We start from the raw sequence: 16633 nt of genomic DNA on the forward strand, positions 1-16633 counted from the left end.
ACAATCAAGCTGATGCGCTTTGCTGTCGTAACCATCTCTGATCGCTGCTCACAAGGGCAGATGACCGATACAGCCGGCCCCGCAGCGGTTGCGTTGCTCCGTCAGCAATGGCCGGAGGCCGCGATTGATACTGCGTTGCTGCCGGACGATGAGGATGCGATTGCTGCATTGCTCGAGCGACTTGTGGCAGGTGGTATGGCGATGATACTCACCGTCGGAGGCACCGGCTTTGGTCCTCGCGACCGCACGCCGGAAGCTACGCGGCGCGTGCTGGATCGCGAAGCTCCTGGCCTTGCTGAAGCTATGCGCGCTGGCGGCGCCGCGCAAACGCCATACGCCTGGCTCTCTCGCGGCGTGGCTGGCCTGAAGGCAAACACACTGATTGTGAATCTTCCGGGAAGCGAGCGCGCAGTGAAGCAAAGTCTGGTGTCAATTATTGCCCTGCTCAAGCACGCTCTGGAGATTGTGGCCGGTGGACAGCAGCATCCATAAACGCTGCGCCTAATTCAAGAACATTGTCCGATACAGCGTATCCCGCTGCACAGGCTTAAAGCCCGCGTCACGAATAATGCGGCGAAGCTCTTCCTCTGTGGTGCAGTTGCTGGTGCCTGCGGCTTTCACCACATTTTCTTCCAGCATTACAGAGCCCACGTCATTGCCACCAAAGTGCAGACCCACCTCCAGCACCTTCAGGCCCTGCGTGACCCAACTCGCCTGCACGTTATCGATGTTATCGAGATAGAGCCGGGAGATCGCCAGCACCTTCAGGTACTCAACTGAAGTCGCCTCATCCCAGCCTCGTCCGCCGAGGGCCGTGTGTCCGGGCTGGAAGCTCCAGGGAATGAAAGCCGTGAAGCCGCCGGTCTCTTCCTGCAGCCGCCGGACCACTTCAAAATGATTGATGCGCTGATCGAAGCTCTCACCTACGCCAAACATCATCGTCGCCGTAGTCCGCATGCCAAGCTGGTGTGCCGTGCGATGCACGCTCACCCAGTCTTCGGTGCGGCATTTGAGTCGCGCAATGCGCTTCCGCACGTCGTCATCCAAAATCTCCGCGCCACCGCCCGGAATCGAATCCAGACCCGCATCGCGCAGCCGTGAAATCGTATCGCGCAGGCTCAGTTCGCTGTATTCGGCAATAGCCAACACCTCGCTTGCAGACAAGCAGTGCAGCCATATCTGCGGAAAGCGCTGCTTGATGCCGGTAAACAGCCGCTCAAACCAGTCGATCTTGAGATCGGGATGGATGCCGCCCTGCATCAGCACGCCCGTGCCTCCCATCTCTATCGTCTCGGCAATCTTCTCGTAGATCTTTTCAAAATCGAGAATGTAACCCTCATTCGCCCTGGGCCCTTTGAGTGGCCGGTAAAAGGCGCAGAAGGTACAGTACTCCGTGCAGAAGTTGGTGTAGTTGATATTGCGATCAATGATGTAGGTGACTACTTCTTCCGGATGCAGGCGGCGGCGAAGTTGATCAGCCTCCATGCCTACGCCGATAAGATCGGGCGAGTTGAAGTAGTCCTGGGCCTGTTCACGGGTGATCGGCATAATGAAATTCTAACAACTCATGGGCGCTTGCGGAACAGGAACAGGCCGCGTCCCTCTACTGGCGTTTTGCGCGTCCGCGAAAGATTGGAAGCGGTGGAGACGCCGCCGAAGAGAACAAAGAAGTCGAGAAATGCGCGCCAGAAGCCTTTCTTCTCAGTCATAAGCTACCTCTACCTTATGCTACTTTGATTCCGCGATGCGGCGGAACGTTGCGAAATTTGCTGGGATTTACCGCGCAACGGACTTCTCAATCGCTTGCGGCGGACGCTTTCTCTGCCGTTCCTCAAAAACGATTTCGAGGATGGTCATCAGAATGACTTCAAGGGAAGAGAAGACGAATTCAACAACGCTTTCCATGGGCGCCTACAGTTCAGGTTTCGCCGCTGGCTTCGGCGTCTTCTTCTCCGGCGTGGAGATGCCCATGCTCATCAGAGCAAACTTCAGTGCGCCGCGCAGCTTCTCCAGCATATGCAACTCCTGCGTTCATCTTAACGCAGAAGGGATTCGACGCTTCAGTTTGGCGAACCGCTCATCTCTACTTTGGATCCCGAAGGCAAGTTCAGTGCCGCAGCGGCAGCGGCCCCGGATTGAGCGGCCGAACCCTCTGCAGGCCCGTCTCCGCGCAGAATAGCAAGCGCGGAAGGCGGTAGCGGCTTGTTTGCATTCGCCAGCAGCATGCTTACCTGCCACATCTGCGCCGGGGTCAAAATCCCCTTGAATCCTGGCATTCCGCTGAGCCGGATTCCATTCTCGACCTTCCAGTAGGTTTCGCCCAGCGGATCGTCGCTCACGCCCACCACGTCACTATTGCCATGTTTCTCCCATAGCGGCGGGGCGGTGGGGTACATTTTCATCCCGAAGCGCGAGGCCTGTCCGTGGTATCCGTGGCATACCGCGCACTCCTGCGCGTAAATGTGGGCACCCGTCACAAGGGTGTCTTCATCGGACTTTACCGGCGGTTTGGTCACCAGTTCGTACTCAATACGCGCCTTCAGCGGAACGGCTGTGACGAACTTTTCAAAGGGAAAAGGCGCATCCGCAGCCGCCACCGGTGGGCGGCCATACTTCAAATACATCAATGCTGCCGCAGGAACCAGCACTATTCCGATCAACAAGCCCACCAACACGCGCCCCATATCTGTTCGCCTCCAAAATGCCGTTTCCCGGCGCGCTGCGGCGCCGCAAGAAGGCACTTCAGGAGAAATATCGGCAGTCCTGGCCCATTCTGCAGTCCATTCGCGCCGCCAAGCGTCCAACCCAAAGTTCACCTCAAGGTGATTTAATAGGGAAGAAGAGTCTTTCACCCACAACAGAATCACTTCACTTGAAGTGTGTTCCCGCAATTTTGTAGAGGAAGCCCGAAACCGATGTGTTCTTTTCGCCGTTTAGCTCTTGCGCTTGCTCTGTCTGCATTCGCAGCGCATTTCGCTCTTGCCCAGGACTCCAGTTCCAGCAGTTCCACCCAGCAGGCGCCCCAGCAACCAGAGGCTCAGCAGCCGCCGGCCAGCCCAAATCAGGGTGCCGTCAGCGTGCAGGCTCGCCTCCGCGCCCGTCGTGAGCAGCGCCGCGCCCAGGCCATCCACGATGTCTACTCGCACCTGTATGAAATCCACACCAGCATGGGATACCTGCGCTGGACCCCCGGTTCAAGCCTCCAGCGCGTTACTCTCTACGCCTGGGATACGGGCCTGACCCGCTATTACAACGAGAAGCTTGGCATCACGCTTGACGGGCGCGGCTACTACGGCACGCCGTTTGTAGGCATCGGCGGTCCACTCAACTCCGGGGTCACAAATCCGGCAATCAGCATGTACAACTTCATGGGCGGGCCAACGTACCGCTTTATTCGAGAGCCTCGGTATTCAGTCGCGGGGCGCGTGATGGCTGGTTTGGCTCACAGCAATTTTTCTGGTGACACCAATGGCATTCCATCTGACCAGTTTGGGTTGTGGCCGGATGGCAATACCTTCATCATCTCTGTCAGCGCGCCTCTTGACTACCACGTTTCTCCCAAGCTTAGCCTCCGCATCGCTCCGGAGTACGTCGCTACCGGCTTTGGCTCTACGATACAGAACAGCCTCGGTTTTACAGGCGGCTTCGTCTTTCGGTTCGGCAAGCAGTAAAACAGAGCTCAGTAGTCAGAGATCACAAAGCGAATGGGCATCCTGAAAAGGATGCCCATTTTGTTATGCGAATTGGTCTATTTGCACGGCGAAACTGATCTCTAACAACTGATCACTGTAATATCGGTATCCCTGCAATCCGCTGCTGCCACTCCGCCGGGCCGGTGTTGTGCACACTTGTGCCCTTTGTGTCCACGGCTACCGTCACAGGCATATCCTTCACTTCGAACTCGTAGATACCTTCCATGCCGAGATCGTCAAAGGCCAGCCGTTTCGAGGACATAATCGCCTTCGAAACCAGGTACGCCGCGCCTCCTACGGCCATCAGATACACCGCGCCAAACTCCTTGATGGCCTCAATCGCCACCGGGCCGCGCTCCGCCTTGCCCACCATACCCAGCAGGCCCGTCTCAGCCAGCATCTGCCGTGTGAACTTATCCATTCGGGTGGCGGTGGTTGGCCCGGCCGGCCCAATCACCTCATCCCGCACCGCATCCACAGGCCCCACGTAGTAGATGAACCGTCCGTTGAAGTCCACAGGCAGCGTCTCTCCGCGAGAGAGCATATCCGTCATACGCTTATGTGCCGCATCGCGCCCGGTCAGCAGCTTGCCGTTCAACAGCAGCACCTCACCTGGCTTCCATGTGGCAGCTTCTTCGCGCGTCACCGTGTCCAGGTTCACGCGCTTCGCTCCGTGCACGTCGTAGGTCAGCTTCGGCCAATTACCGAGGTCCGGCGGATCCAGGTAGACCGGCCCCGATCCATCCAGAACCACATGCGCATGCCGCGTTGCCGCGCAGTTGGGAATCATCGCCACAGGTAGGTTGGCCGCGTGCGCCGGCGTGTCAAGCACCTTTACGTCCAGAACCGTCGTCAGTCCGCCAAGTCCTTGTGCCCCAATGCCAAGCCTATTCACCTTGTCGTATAACTCCACGCGCAGATTCTCGGCGGTTGTCTTGGGGCCTCGTGCAATCAGATCCTGAATGTCGATCGGGTCCATGAGTGATTGTTTGGCTAATAGCATCGCCTTTTCAGCTGTGCCGCCAATGCCGATCCCCAGCATCCCCGGAGGACACCATCCTGCGCCCATCGTCGGCACAGTCTTCAGTACCCACTCGACGATGGAGTCGGACGGATTCAGCATGGCGAACTTGCTCTTTGCTTCGGAACCTCCGCCTTTAGCCGCGACCGTAATCTCGACCGTATTGCCGCGCACCAGTTCGATATTCACCACTGCTGGAGTATTGTCCTTCGTGTTCTTCCGTGCGCCTGCCGGGTCGGCCAGCAGGGAAGCGCGCAGCGGGTTGTCCGGGTCGAGATAAGCCTTGCGAACGCCCGCATCGACCATCTCCTGAAGATCCAGTAACTCCTCGCCGGCCGCCGCCTCAAAACGCACGTCCATGCCGATCTTCAGAAACACGTTCACAATCCCCGTATCCTGGCAGACAGGTCGATGGCCTTCGGCGCACATGCGGCTGTTGATCAGAATCTGCGCCATGGCATCCCGCGCTGCCGGCGATTGCTCTTTCTCATATGCCTTGGCAAGGCTGGTAATGTAATCCACCGGATGGTAAAAGCTGATGTACTGCAGCGCGCCTGCAACTGTTGCAATAAAATCGTCCTGCTTGATGACCGTCATCCCTGCAAACTCCCTTGTATTCAGACGCTATTAGGGTAATGGAAGTACCACATATTTGGCTTAATGTCACAATGCCGTTGATACTAAAGAAATCTCATGTCGCAGCTATTGAAATAGGCCGAGATCGATGGAATTCGCCATCGCGGCATACCCCGCATCCTTTGGATGCAGATGATCCCCGCTATCGTACTGCGGTGCAAACATCAGCGGATTCGCCGGATCGCTCGTAGCCTTATCGAAATCGATTGCCCCGTCAAAGACGCCGCCGGTCAAAATCCACTGGTTTACAGCCTTCCGAATCGCCTCGCCTTTTTCCGTAAAGTAGCCGGCGCCCTTGTACGGCGTAAGAGTCGCGCCAAACACCTTGATCCCGTGCTCGTGTGCGCGCGCTACGAGCTGCGCCAGTCCCTGCTCCAGATCCTCAGCAGTTAGCTTGTACTCGGGCCGATTCGGATTGTGCAGCCCTCCAATGTCGTTAATCCCCTCAAGCACAATCACGTACTTCACACCCGCTTGCGACAGCACATCGCGGTCAAAGCGAGCCAGCGCATTCTGTCCGACACAGTGAACCAAAATGCAGTTGCCACCAATACCTTCGTTCAGGACCGAAAGGTTCGCTGTCGAAGGATTTTCATGCAGGCGAACTGCCAGATAGTCACCCCAGCGGTGATTCGCATTCTCCGTGGCATAAGCGCCGTCGGTAATGGAGTCACCAAAGACAACCACCGCGGCATGTTGCGGTCCGGCATTCTCTACGTCCACGCCTTTGATGAAATACCAGGACGGCACAATCACCGGCGTCGTAAGCGATGCTTCGCGAACATGGTTGCCAGTCACTGCATAGTTATCCTGCTGTGCGCTTGAGTGGACCGACACATCGCTGATCTGCTGCAGAGGGAGATATAGGCTGATGGCCAAGTCGGCAAATGCGGCGGTAGTCATCGGAACTGGATCGGAAAGAGCCTGCGCACCCGGTGGAATCACGATGGAAGGCAATCCTCCAAATGTCAGGTCATGCAGCGAGGCCGCATCGATGCTGCTAATCCCTGTGCTCACAGCAATGGAAGCAGCTCCAATGAATAGCGGTTCCGTGCCAAACTCATTCGTCAGCCGCACGCGAAGCTGATTGCCCGCGATGGAAGTGTGAATCACCTCCCGCAGCGTGGAGTCTACGAGCGTCGGCACAGTATGCCACGAATCCCCATCGAATGGAGATGCTGCCCATGAGCCGACCCACGGAGACGGAGCCACTTTAGAGGAAGTCGATTGTGCGGAAAGTGTGGTTGCGGCCATGAAAACCAACATAAGAGTGCGAATACGCATTGCGTCGAATGATCCTCCTGAGGGAAGGTTCATCATACATGCGAACCGCCTGCACAACTTCAAAGGCGATTCAATACGTGCAATCGTCATTGGCAATGAGTATTCATAAAAATTTTGCCTGGATCGCAGTATCCAATAGTCTAGAGCTATGCCGCATTTTCCGCCCGACTCCGTCCCCGACGCCGCGCCGCAGACCACGCCTGTCCGCCCCACAGCAGAAACCCTTTACGATCTGCTCGTCATCGGCGCCGGTCCCACCGGGCTGTCCTGCGCCATTGAAGCTCAGCGCTCCGGTCTGCGCGTCGTGTTGGTGGACAAAGGTTGTGTGTGCAACTCGCTCTTCCACTATCCCTCTCACATGACCTTTTTCACCACTTCGGAGCTTCTCGAGATTGGCGATATCCCCTTTCCCAGTCCCAACGCCAAACCCACACGCAATGAAGCTCTCGAGTATTACCGCCATGTAGCTGCACACTACAAGCTTGACGTCCGCCAGTATCAGCGCGTGGAGCGTGTTACTGGTTCAAATGAAAATTTTTCTGTCCATATCGTCGATCGCTTCGGCCGCCAGGGCATTCTTCTCGCACGTAAACTCGCCATTGCCACCGGCTATTACGATCTGCCGAACTACATGAATATTCCCGGAGAGGAACTCTCCAAGGTTCATCACTATTACGACGACCCGCATCCGTACTTTGGCACAGATGTTCTCCTCATCGGCGGCAAGAACTCCGCCGCCATTGCGGCACTGGAACTATGGCGTCACGGCGCGCGCGTCACGCTTGTCCACCGGGGCGCGGAGATTCACCGCCACGTCAAATACTGGATCAAGCCCGACATCGAGAACCGTATCAAGAATGGTGAAATTACCGCTTACTTCAGTTCCAACGTCATCGAAATCACGCCTGACAGTGTCATGCTTGATACGCCGGATGGTCGAGTCAATCTCCCGAATGACTTCGTCTTTGCAATGACCGGTTATCGTCCAGACTTCAGTTTTCTCGAGAGTATGGGCATCCAATTTGAAGGCCCGGACTGTCTGCCCATCTGCGATCCCGATACGCTTGAAAGCAACGTTCCCGGTATTTATCTGGCGGGAGTGATAGTTGCCGGATCGCGCACCAATGAGATTTTTATTGAAAATGGCCGCTTCCATGGCCGTCAGATCGCTCAGTCACTTGTGCTAAGCTTAGCCGCACACAAGTGACTAATGGACGTATGGGGGAACAGCAATCAATCCATTAAACTGGGTGCACGAGTCGACTGTCGGCTCTTACACCCCTAAGGGCTGGATGCATGTACTTGTGGCCGAGAACGATTCGATGGCAAATGTTGCTCGGTCTCGTTCTCATCGAGACTCTATCCATCGCGCTGTTCGCCTTCTTGCTGACTGATTATCTGCAAGATCGAGTCTCCAGTCGCGCCCATTCTCGTCTTGAGCAACAGTCTTTATCTCTTGCGACGCAGGCAAGCCAGCCGATTCTCGATCATCGCGGCGACCTGATCCAGCAGGCGGTGAAGCTGCAAGCTGGATTTGGCAGCGTGGTGCGCACTTTCATTACCGATCCTACTGGAAAAGTTCTTTTCACCAGCGAGGACACCGCCGCTGCGCACCCACTGACAGCTGAGGAACTGGCTCAAATCAGGCAGGTCAAACCTGACGCATTACATGTTTTCCAGTTCGGTGATGGGCGCCAGGAGGGGATACAGCCCATTTATAACGGCTCTGTGCTTCTTGGCTATGCATGGGTGGAAAGCTACACCCAATGGGACAAAGATCTGGTCTCTGTCGTCCTGCGGGCCACAGTGCTCTTTGGTGGCGGCTGGATCATGCTCTCTACCTTTCTGGCCTGGCTTGTAGCCAGACGTTTCTCCCGTCCGCTCACGCTGCTCCACGCAGGTACACGTTCGCTCATGTCCATGCCGCAGGGAAGCGGAAATTTCCCACTACCGGTGACGGTCAAGAACGAATTTGGCGACCTGATCATTGCTTTTAATCGCATGGTCGCTTCCATCGCGGAGCAGCGCGCCGGCCTGAGCGACACACTTTCTCTACTTGATTCCATGCTGGCCAATGCGCCCATCGGCCTGGCTTTTGTCGATCGCAACCTCCGCATCGTTCGCGTCAATCAGGTATTCGCCACGCTCACCGGCGTCCCGCTCAGCCGCCATCTTGGCCGCACCGTCTCCGCCATCATGTCCCCCGAAGCTGCGGCGCGCCTGGAAGACGCGTTCCAGCAGGTCTTTTCCCAGAAGATTCACAACATCGAGATTGAGCTGCTCGGCGAAGGCCCTGCTCCCATTCGCGACTGGACATGGCTGGTCAGCGTTTACCCCGTCCTCACCAGCCAGGAGCACGTTCGATGGGCAGGCATGATCGTTCGCGATGTCAGCGAGCGTGTGCGGGCCGAAGAAACTCTCCGTAAGACGGAAAAGCTCGCCGCCACAGGCCGCCTGGCCGCCTCCATCGCTCATGAGATTAACAATCCTCTTGAAGCGCTTACCAATATCCTCTTTCTCCTCCGCAACTTCTCCACGCTCGACGCCCAGGCACATGAGTACGTCGTCATGGCGGAGCATGAGGTTCGCCGCGTGGCGGAGATCGCTCAGCAGACGCTTCGGTTTTATCGCCAATCCACGCTGCCCGGCCGCGCCACTCTTGCGGAACTCATCGATTCCGTCCTCGATCTCTATCGTGGACGACTCAGTAACCAGAGCATCAATGTGGATCGCGGCTTCGATCCGCAGCAGACCGTCTTTTGCTACTCCGGCGAGATACGCCAGGTCTTCGCCAACCTCTTCGGCAACGCCATTGATGCCGTTCCGTCGGGCGGCCGCATTCTTGTACGTGCGCGCCCCTCACACGACTGGCGCCAGCCTGAGTTGAAAGGAATTCGTTTCACAGTGGCCGATAGTGGTTCCGGGATGGAGCCGGAGGTGCGCGCCCGCATCTTCGAGGCCTTCTTTACCACCAAGGACGCCACAGGCACTGGTCTCGGCCTCTGGGTCAGCTATGAAATTATCCAGAAGCACCACGGCACAATCCGCGTCCGCAGCCGCTCCGCCGGATCTAATCATTCCTCTGGAACTGTCTTCCAGATTTTCTTACCAGACGACGAAACCTTCTCTGCTCCCACTCAGCTCGCCGCCAAGCGCGCTCCGAAAGATGAGTCTGCCCGGCCATCGCTGCAATCCTGAGCACATAGCGCCGTCGTGCCGAGTTCCCGGGTATCCGCCTCGATTGGGTGGGTGAAAGACGCAATCGTGTGGATGGACCGTCCTGCAACTTTTCGCTCAATCTCGTGTCTACTCCTGTGACCATTCGCGCGTGAAAGCCATCTAAGATATTGATGTTGCGCGAATTGAACCCTCGTCGGAGGAGAGAGATTCATCATGAAAATTGCGTTCCTACATAAACTTCAGCCGGCTGCACTAGCACTTGCTCTTGCACCGGTCCTTTCTTGCCCGGTTTGGGCTCCCGCGTCTGTTGCCGCGCAGCAGAGCGCCGCGCGCAGTGACGGCCAGATCGAGATGGATGTTGTACAAGCCCTCGACGACTCCCAGGCCCTCAAAAACGATCTGATCACCGCCGCTACCATTCAGAGCAAAGTAACTCTCTCAGGTACGGTAGCCAGCCAGGCCAACAAGGATCTGGCTGCATCCATCGTGGCCAAGGTACAAGGCGTCTCGGGAGTGGTGAACAACCTGAAGGTGGGCAATCCTGCTGACGCTGCCCAGGCCGAGAATATCCCGGCGCCTGCGGATGACCAGCCGGACCAGCAAATGCAACAGGCCAATGGTGCCCCGGCTCCCCAGCCCGATGCGCAGTCCGCGCCGCAGACTGATCCCAACTACGGTCAGCCACAGCCTCAACCACAGCAGGGTTATCCTCAGCAGCCTGGCTATCCGCAGCAGGGTGGCAATTACCCGCCGCCTCCGCCGTCAGCCCGCGCGCCGTACCAGCCTGGTTATGGTCCCGGTTATCCACCTCCGCCTCCTGGTTACGGCCAGCAGCCGTACGCTCCAGCGCCCAGCTTCACCATTCCTAATGGTCCCGTTACTTTGTTGCCGGGAACGGTTTTGCAGCTTCGTACGGTAGACAATGTGGACTCGAAGAGGGCTACTCCGGGCACAAACGTCGACTTCCAGGTCATTCGCGATATCGCTGTCAACGGCTACCTGGCCATTCCCCGCGGCGCCATGATTCACGGTGTCGTGACCGATGTTAAGCATTCGGGTCAGCTAGCCGGAAGCGCAGAACTCGGTCTTAAGCTTGTCTCGCTCGATCTCGGCGGCCGTCAATATCCGCTGGATTCGGATCTCTTCCAGGTCAAGAGCCCAAGCAAGACCGGTCGCACGGTCGGCAACGCCATCGGTGGAGCGCTCTTGGGAGCCATCATCGGAGGTGCAGCTGGCGGCGGAGGCGGCGCGGCCATCGGTGCAGCCGCAGGAGGCACTGCGGGCACCGCGGTCTCAGCAGCCAGCCCCAACCCCCGTGCCTGGATTCCTGCGGAAGCTCTAGTGACCTTTCACCTGAATAGCCCGATCACTCTGGATCCGATCACACAGCAGGAAGCGGCTCGTTTAGCCCAGGGCCTCTACCCCGGCGGACCCACACTCTATCGCCGTGGCTATGCTCCCGGTCCCGGCTATTATGCCTATCCGGCTCCCTATGGCTACCCGCCGGTCTATTACCGCCCCTACTACATCGTCGGCGGAGCCTACTACTGGCGCTAATCTTCCAACCGCGTGAATAAAATCGGGCATCCTCAAATCTGAGGATGCCCGATTTGTCTGGCGGACTTCAGGCCTCTCACGAAGCCTTACGCAATTCTTCGCTGTTCAGTGACCAATCCAGCACCTCATCAGGCGGAACAGGTTTGCCGATCAGGTAACCCTGCAGCGTGTTGCATCCCAGGTCAGATAGAAACGCAAACTGCTCTTCGTTTTCCACCCCCTCGGCCACGATAGCCAGATCCAGGGTCTTACCCAGCGCCACAATCGCCGAGATGATCGCTGCATCTTCCGTATCACGCGCTAAATCCCGCACAAATGCGCGGTCAATCTTCAGTTCGCTTGCCGGCAGGCGCTTTAGATACATCAGGCTCGAGTATCCGGTCCCAAAATCGTCTATCGAAATCTTTACTCCCATGCGCTGCAGCTCGTTCAGAATTGCCAGGCTGGCCTCCGGATTGTGCATTGCCGTCGTCTCTGTAATCTCCAGCACCAGATTCCGGGGGGACAATGCATATTTCTCCAGACTCCGTCGCACCGCACTTACCAGCCCCGGATGATTGAATTGCACCGGCGACAGATTCACTGCCACGGTCCAGTGGCAACGGGCTTGGCTGCACCACAGGCTCATCTGCCGGCAGGACTCGTCTATTGCCCACTCGCCCATTGGCACAATCAATCCGATTCGCTCCGCCAGGGGAATGAACTCGCCTGGCAAAAGCATCCCCCGCTGGGGATGATTCCATCGCATCAGGGCCTCGACGCCCAGAATCGTTTTCGTCTGCGCGTTCAGCTTGGGCTGATAATGCATTACGAGTTCTCCGCGTTCCAGCGCCAGCCTCAGATCGTGCAGCGTCTGCATCTGCTTCTGCACATCGGCATTCATGGAGTCGTCAAAGAAGCAGTATGTATTTCGCCCCATTGCCTTGGCGTGATACATCGCCGCATCGGCATTCTTCAACAAATTCTCGCGATCTGTCTCGCCGCCATCATAAAAAGCAATTCCAATGCTTGCTGAAACAATGCACAGGTTATCCGCTGCTGGAATTGGCTCCCGCAACACTCCAAGCAGCCTCTCCGCCAGGTTTGCCGCATCCTGTGGTGTCCGTGCATCGGCAGTCAGTACAAACTCGTCACCACCCACGCGCGCCGTCGTATCGTGCGCAGGAATCGTCACGCGAATCCTCTGCGCCACTTCCACCAACAGCAGGTCGCCCACATGATGGCCGAATGCGTCATTCACCTGCTTGAATCCATCCAGGTCCACAAACAGCACTGCAAACCGCCCGCCCTTGAGACGGACCGACTCCATTTTGTAGTCCAGCTTGTCTTCCAGCAGCATACGGTTGGGCAGTTTTGTCAGGCTGTCGTGCAGCGCCATGAATTGCAGCGTCTGGTTGGCCGTCGCCAGTGACGATGACAGGACTGCTGTCCGAGACTCCATCCGGAAGTCCAGCACTGAGGTAATCAGCGCAATCGCCAGCACCGCCAGCGTGAAGACAATCAGCACCGGAGCCATCCACGCCGTATCCATCCCGGGGTGATCCATGGTGCACACGCTGCCCATGGGAAATCGCGCCGCCGCCATGCCTGTATAGTGCATGCCCGCAATTGCCAGCCCCATGATCACGGCCGCGCCGCAGCGCATCAGCCACACCAGCCTGCCGTTCCTGCGCAAATGGAATGCAATCCAAAGTGCCGCGCCGGATGCTGCTACGGCAACCGCGACCGAAGCCGCAAACAGCGGGGGGTCATATTGAATTGACGGGCTCATCCGCATGGCAGCCATGCCCGTGTAATGCATGGCGCTCACGCCCGACCCCATCAGCACTGCGCTACCCGTCAGACGCACCCAGCTCATCTTGGCAAAGCACACCCGCCAGAGAGCAAACGCGGAAAGTGCAATCGCAATCGCCAACGAAAGAGCAGTAGTCCACGGGTCGTATCCCATCGGAACCGGCAGACTGAATGCCAGCATCCCAACAAAGTGCATGGACCAGATGCCGATGCCCATGGCAACCGATCCGCCGGCAAGCCACCACCATCTGGACGACTGTCCCTGCGCCTCCGTGACCCGCTCGGCCATGTCGAGCGCCGTAAATGAAGCGAGCATTGCAATCAGGACCGAAGCAAGTACAAGCCAAGGGTTATAGACGCCGGTCATCATGCAGGTTTTCTCCGTGTCGATGGACCATGCTGTCTGTTCGCAGCCCGGTGTGGGGCTTCAGACAAAGGGATGGCCCCCCACGCATGGCATGACCCTGCGTTTATCGGCATGAAAACGTTTTTCAATGAAGTTTTGACCGAATTTGGCACTTCCCGGCGGGCACACCAGGATTGTTTCCTCATTCACTCCTGCAATTAGCCGCGAATCGTCCGCTGAAGCTGCCTTTTTCTTACCGCCACAGCCCTGATGCCGGTTTTCCGTCTTTTATAATTTTGTGTAGAAAGAAGAGTCGAAAACCCATCCATGATTCGTTTTCTGCAACAGTCGAATAACCGCCTCGTCAAAGCCCTTTTCATCGTGATTGTCGGTGCCGCCGCTGTATCCATGTGCGTCTACCTCATCCCTGGCCTTGGCAGCGCCGGGGTCACCGCCGCGGATACGTACGCTGAGATTTACCCGCACTGGTACAACAAGCTCTTCCGCTCTGGCGAGACCATCAGCCTGCAGCGCGTACGCCAGGTCGCGAGCCAGCAGTTGGCCCAGCGTTACCCGCAGTACGCTGACAACCCGATGATGCTGAACTTCATGACGCAGCAGGTTGGCCAGGGACTGGTGCAGCAGCAGATGCTTCTTGCCGAGGCTGCCAGCCTGGGCATCACAGCGACGGATGCCGATGTGGCTCACACGCTGCAGACCGGCCCGAACGCTGAGGTCCTTTACCCCGGTGGCAAGTTCATTGGCACGGACGCTTATTCGAATCTGGTTGCGCAGAACCGCCACCAGACCGTCGCCGACTTTGAGGCTGACATCAAGCGCGGCATCGTCATGCAGCGCCTTCAGTCTTACGTGACGGCCGGCGTTACTGCCTCCGATCAGGAGATTCGCGACGCCTATCGCAAGGGGAACATCAAGATCAAGTTCGATTATGCCGTGCTCTCCGGCGATGATCTCCGTAAGACCATCAATCCCTCGGACGCGGATCTTGAAGCTTTTTTCAAGAAGAACACTGCCCGCTACGCGAACGCGGTTCCGGAGCAGCGCGCCATCACCTACTTCGCCTTCACTCCGCAGCAGCTTCCCGGCGGCATGCCGCAGCCCAGCCAGCAGGAGATTCAGGCTTACTACAACCAGCATCAGCAGGAGTACTCGGTTCCTGAGCAGGCTCGCGCCCGCCACATCCTGGTTCAGGAGGCCGCAGGCGCTGACGCCAAGACGGACGCCGCTGCCAAGGCCAAGGCCGATGACGTGCTCAAGCAGCTCAAAGCTGGCGGCAAGTGGGACGAGCTGGCGAAGAAGTATTCCGACGACCCGGGTAGCAAAGACTCCGGCGGCGAGCTTGGCTTTGCGCAGCGCGGCCGTATGGTTCCCGAGTTCGACAAGGCCATCTTCTCGCAGCCCATCAACGAGATCGATATTGTGAAGTCGCAGTTCGGCTACCACATTGTTCAGGTTGAGGAGCGCACGACGGCGCACAGCCAGTCGATCTCCGAGGTTCTGCCCACCATCCAGGCCACGCTTGGCCGCCAAATGATCTCGCAGGCCGAAGACAGTTACGCCAACTCACTTGCAGCGGAAGCCGGCAAGAACGGTCTCGCCGCTACTGCCAAGGCGCATGGCCTTGAACTGGTCACCGCCCCGCCTACCGCGCAGCAGGGCACCATCGCAGCGCTGCCGGACGGCTCGCAGCTTCTCGCCAAGGCCTTCCAGGCCAAGGTGAACGCGGTGCCGGACTACGCGGCTACCGGCGAGGGCTTCGCCATCTTCCAGGTCACCGGCATCCAGGCCGCACATGCTCCGGCCTTTGCTGACTGGAAGTCCCATGTTCTTGATGACTATCGCAGTGACAACCTTGCCGGCCTGCTGGCGCAGAAGGTCAACGATCTGTCCGTCAAGGCTAAATCGGGCGACTTCGCTGCTGCCGCCAAGGCCGCCGGCGCTACCGTCAAGACCAGCGATCTCGTTGGCTCCAGCGGCCAGGTGCCGGATCTCGGCGCAGTGGGCCAGGTAGCGCCGCAGCTCTTCGATCTTGCACAGGGCGCGGTGAGCGGACCCATCAATGCGGGCCGTACTGCTGTCGTGGCCAAGATTCTCGAGAAGCAGGAGCCTACTGCTGACGAGATTCAGAAGAACCTCGACCAGACCCGCGATCAGATGCTCGCCGAAAAGCGCGAGGAAGCCTTCCAGCTCTTCGCCGCCAACATTGCTGCGGATTACAAGAAGAACAATCGTATCCGCGTGAACCCCAAGGCCAACGCGCCCGAACCAGGCCAGTAATACGAGCCTCAGAAAGCACAAAGGCCGAGGCGTTTGCCTCGGCCCTTGTGTTTATTCGATAGTTTTCAGTTCTGCGCTGCAGCGCACTTTGAATCCTTCTTTCTTTGCCCTTCTGCAATAGTATGTCTGCTCTTCCTGAAGTCCAGTCGCATCCTTGGGATGATCTGGATATAAAGCTTCCAGGCTTACTTCGCCACCATTCACAACATTCCCGGAGAAATCATCGAGGGCTTCCAACAGCAGCGGAATCGCAGCCCGATGCCCGCATCTTCCGAAAAGCTCTAACGTCGTCTCGTACTGCAAGCCACCTTGATTTCTGCCTCGCCCCGTCTGAAGCCATGCCAGACCCAACGGGTCGCATTTCTTTGCAAGATAATTTGCCGGCCAGTAGAGATCTTCCCCGTCGAATCTTCGTTCACGCACAACTCGGCGCATAAACTCCGTCACTTCCGGAGTGTTGAAGTGATACGCGACGCGCTCAATGCCATTGCGGATGATAGACTTTGGCTCTTTCCAATAACGAATCAAAAGTTCGTGCGGATCACCGCGGCTGGCGAGATAATCCGAGATCGGCCATCCCGTCGTCCTGTCTTCTTCCACTCCGCAAATTTTCCAGTCATCGTAGCAGGCAAGAATCTGGTCAGTTGTGTACTCTCCCAGCCGTTTAGCAAGCTCCTCGTTAATCGCAAACCAGTCATCTGTGCCGCATGCCTGGGGCTTTGCTTGACATGCTTTGAGCTGCTCAGACGACAGTCTGCTCAAATCTGGCTTCGCGGGGACATTGTTTGATTGGCTATGCGCGATGAGGCACCCGAAAAACAGCAG

At 57.6% G+C, this 16633-nt stretch carries 14 protein-coding genes; 6 read left to right on the plus strand and 8 right to left on the minus strand.

Annotated elements, in window-relative coordinates:
• Window positions 1-12 precede the first annotated feature (12 nt).
• On the plus strand, window positions 13-492 hold the full coding sequence (locus VO84_RS17615; protein ID WP_058189050.1) for a MogA/MoaB family molybdenum cofactor biosynthesis protein: 480 nt from the start codon (window positions 13-15) through the stop codon (window positions 490-492).
• A gap of 9 nt (window positions 493-501) precedes the next feature.
• Here the strand turns inward: VO84_RS17615 and mqnC are convergent, their stop codons facing one another.
• The 4 genes from mqnC to VO84_RS17625 all read right to left on the minus strand — a co-directional run bounded on the left by mqnC (window position 502) and on the right by VO84_RS17625 (window position 2684).
• Window positions 502-1548 (minus strand): cyclic dehypoxanthinyl futalosine synthase, encoded by a 1047-nt coding sequence (gene mqnC, locus VO84_RS17620; protein WP_058189051.1) that lies wholly within the window; start codon window positions 1546-1548, stop codon window positions 502-504.
• 17 nt (window positions 1549-1565) lie between these two features.
• Window positions 1566-1709 (minus strand): hypothetical protein, encoded by a 144-nt coding sequence (locus VO84_RS22630; RefSeq protein ID WP_157439979.1) that lies wholly within the window; start codon window positions 1707-1709, stop codon window positions 1566-1568.
• Window positions 1710-1776: 67 nt separating this feature from the next.
• Window positions 1777-1905 (minus strand): hypothetical protein, encoded by a 129-nt coding sequence (locus VO84_RS23195; protein WP_269431429.1) that lies wholly within the window; start codon window positions 1903-1905, stop codon window positions 1777-1779.
• A gap of 155 nt (window positions 1906-2060) precedes the next feature.
• Window positions 2061-2684, minus strand: a complete 624-nt coding sequence (locus tag VO84_RS17625) for a c-type cytochrome (protein ID WP_058189052.1) — start codon at window positions 2682-2684, stop codon at window positions 2061-2063.
• Window positions 2685-2915: 231 nt separating this feature from the next.
• Here VO84_RS17625 and VO84_RS17630 point away from each other — a divergent pair, with 231 nt between their 5' ends.
• Window positions 2916-3671, plus strand: a complete 756-nt coding sequence (locus VO84_RS17630; protein WP_058189053.1) for a hypothetical protein — start codon at window positions 2916-2918, stop codon at window positions 3669-3671.
• A gap of 112 nt (window positions 3672-3783) precedes the next feature.
• On the opposite strand, the gene VO84_RS17635 is transcribed toward VO84_RS17630, so the two are convergent.
• Window positions 3784-5310 carry a fumarate hydratase gene (locus VO84_RS17635; protein WP_058189054.1) on the minus strand — a complete coding sequence of 509 codons (1527 nt, stop codon included), beginning with the start codon at window positions 5308-5310 and terminating at the stop codon, window positions 3784-3786.
• 105 nt (window positions 5311-5415) lie between these two features.
• Window positions 5416-6633, minus strand: coding sequence for an SGNH/GDSL hydrolase family protein (locus VO84_RS17640; RefSeq protein WP_058189055.1), 1218 nt, complete (start codon window positions 6631-6633; stop codon window positions 5416-5418).
• Window positions 6634-6781: 148 nt separating this feature from the next.
• Here VO84_RS17640 and VO84_RS17645 point away from each other — a divergent pair, with 148 nt between their 5' ends.
• From VO84_RS17645 to VO84_RS17655, 3 genes are all read left to right on the plus strand, one after another.
• Window positions 6782-7840 (plus strand): YpdA family putative bacillithiol disulfide reductase, encoded by a 1059-nt coding sequence (locus tag VO84_RS17645; RefSeq protein ID WP_082662127.1) that lies wholly within the window; start codon window positions 6782-6784, stop codon window positions 7838-7840.
• Between the two features lie 122 nt (window positions 7841-7962).
• Window positions 7963-9831, plus strand: coding sequence for a sensor histidine kinase (locus VO84_RS17650; RefSeq protein WP_058189056.1), 1869 nt, complete (start codon window positions 7963-7965; stop codon window positions 9829-9831).
• 195 nt (window positions 9832-10026) lie between these two features.
• Complete coding sequence (locus tag VO84_RS17655) at window positions 10027-11370, plus strand: BON domain-containing protein (RefSeq protein WP_058189057.1); 1344 nt, start codon at window positions 10027-10029, stop codon at window positions 11368-11370.
• A gap of 76 nt (window positions 11371-11446) precedes the next feature.
• Here VO84_RS17655 and VO84_RS17660 read toward each other — a convergent pair whose 3' ends face one another.
• A complete protein-coding gene (locus tag VO84_RS17660; protein ID WP_058189058.1) occupies window positions 11447-13534 on the minus strand; it encodes a putative bifunctional diguanylate cyclase/phosphodiesterase in 2088 nt (695 codons plus the stop codon).
• Window positions 13535-13837: 303 nt separating this feature from the next.
• Between VO84_RS17660 and VO84_RS17665 the strand changes: the two genes are divergently transcribed.
• A complete protein-coding gene (locus tag VO84_RS17665) occupies window positions 13838-15808 on the plus strand; it encodes a peptidylprolyl isomerase (RefSeq protein ID WP_058189059.1) in 1971 nt (656 codons plus the stop codon).
• A gap of 51 nt (window positions 15809-15859) precedes the next feature.
• Here the strand turns inward: VO84_RS17665 and VO84_RS17670 are convergent, their stop codons facing one another.
• Entirely contained in the window at window positions 15860-16408 is a 549-nt protein-coding gene (locus VO84_RS17670) for a hypothetical protein (RefSeq protein WP_157439980.1), read from the minus strand.
• Between the last annotated feature and the right edge of the window lie 225 nt (window positions 16409-16633).

Source organism: Occallatibacter gabretensis (assembly GCF_001449115.1).
Taxonomy (GTDB): domain Bacteria; phylum Acidobacteriota; class Terriglobia; order Terriglobales; family Acidobacteriaceae; genus Telmatobacter; species Telmatobacter gabretensis.

Excerpts from the sequence above, each read along its gene's own strand:
- VO84_RS17615 (WP_058189050.1), top strand. The coding sequence starts at position 13 with ATGCGCTTTGCTGTCGTAACCATCTCTGATCGCTGCTCACAAGGGCAG.
- mqnC (WP_058189051.1), bottom strand. The coding sequence starts at position 1,548 with ATGCCGATCACCCGTGAACAGGCCCAGGACTACTTCAACTCGCCCGAT.
- VO84_RS22630 (WP_157439979.1), bottom strand. The coding sequence starts at position 1,709 with ATGACTGAGAAGAAAGGCTTCTGGCGCGCATTTCTCGACTTCTTTGTT.
- VO84_RS23195 (WP_269431429.1), bottom strand. The coding sequence starts at position 1,905 with ATGGAAAGCGTTGTTGAATTCGTCTTCTCTTCCCTTGAAGTCATTCTG.
- VO84_RS17625 (WP_058189052.1), bottom strand. The coding sequence starts at position 2,684 with ATGGGGCGCGTGTTGGTGGGCTTGTTGATCGGAATAGTGCTGGTTCCT.
- VO84_RS17630 (WP_058189053.1), top strand. The coding sequence starts at position 2,916 with ATGTGTTCTTTTCGCCGTTTAGCTCTTGCGCTTGCTCTGTCTGCATTC.
- VO84_RS17635 (WP_058189054.1), bottom strand. The coding sequence starts at position 5,310 with ATGACGGTCATCAAGCAGGACGATTTTATTGCAACAGTTGCAGGCGCG.
- VO84_RS17640 (WP_058189055.1), bottom strand. The coding sequence starts at position 6,633 with ATGCGTATTCGCACTCTTATGTTGGTTTTCATGGCCGCAACCACACTT.
- VO84_RS17645 (WP_082662127.1), top strand. The coding sequence starts at position 6,782 with ATGCCGCATTTTCCGCCCGACTCCGTCCCCGACGCCGCGCCGCAGACC.
- VO84_RS17650 (WP_058189056.1), top strand. The coding sequence starts at position 7,963 with ATGTTGCTCGGTCTCGTTCTCATCGAGACTCTATCCATCGCGCTGTTC.
- VO84_RS17655 (WP_058189057.1), top strand. The coding sequence starts at position 10,027 with ATGAAAATTGCGTTCCTACATAAACTTCAGCCGGCTGCACTAGCACTT.
- VO84_RS17660 (WP_058189058.1), bottom strand. The coding sequence starts at position 13,534 with ATGATGACCGGCGTCTATAACCCTTGGCTTGTACTTGCTTCGGTCCTG.
- VO84_RS17665 (WP_058189059.1), top strand. The coding sequence starts at position 13,838 with ATGATTCGTTTTCTGCAACAGTCGAATAACCGCCTCGTCAAAGCCCTT.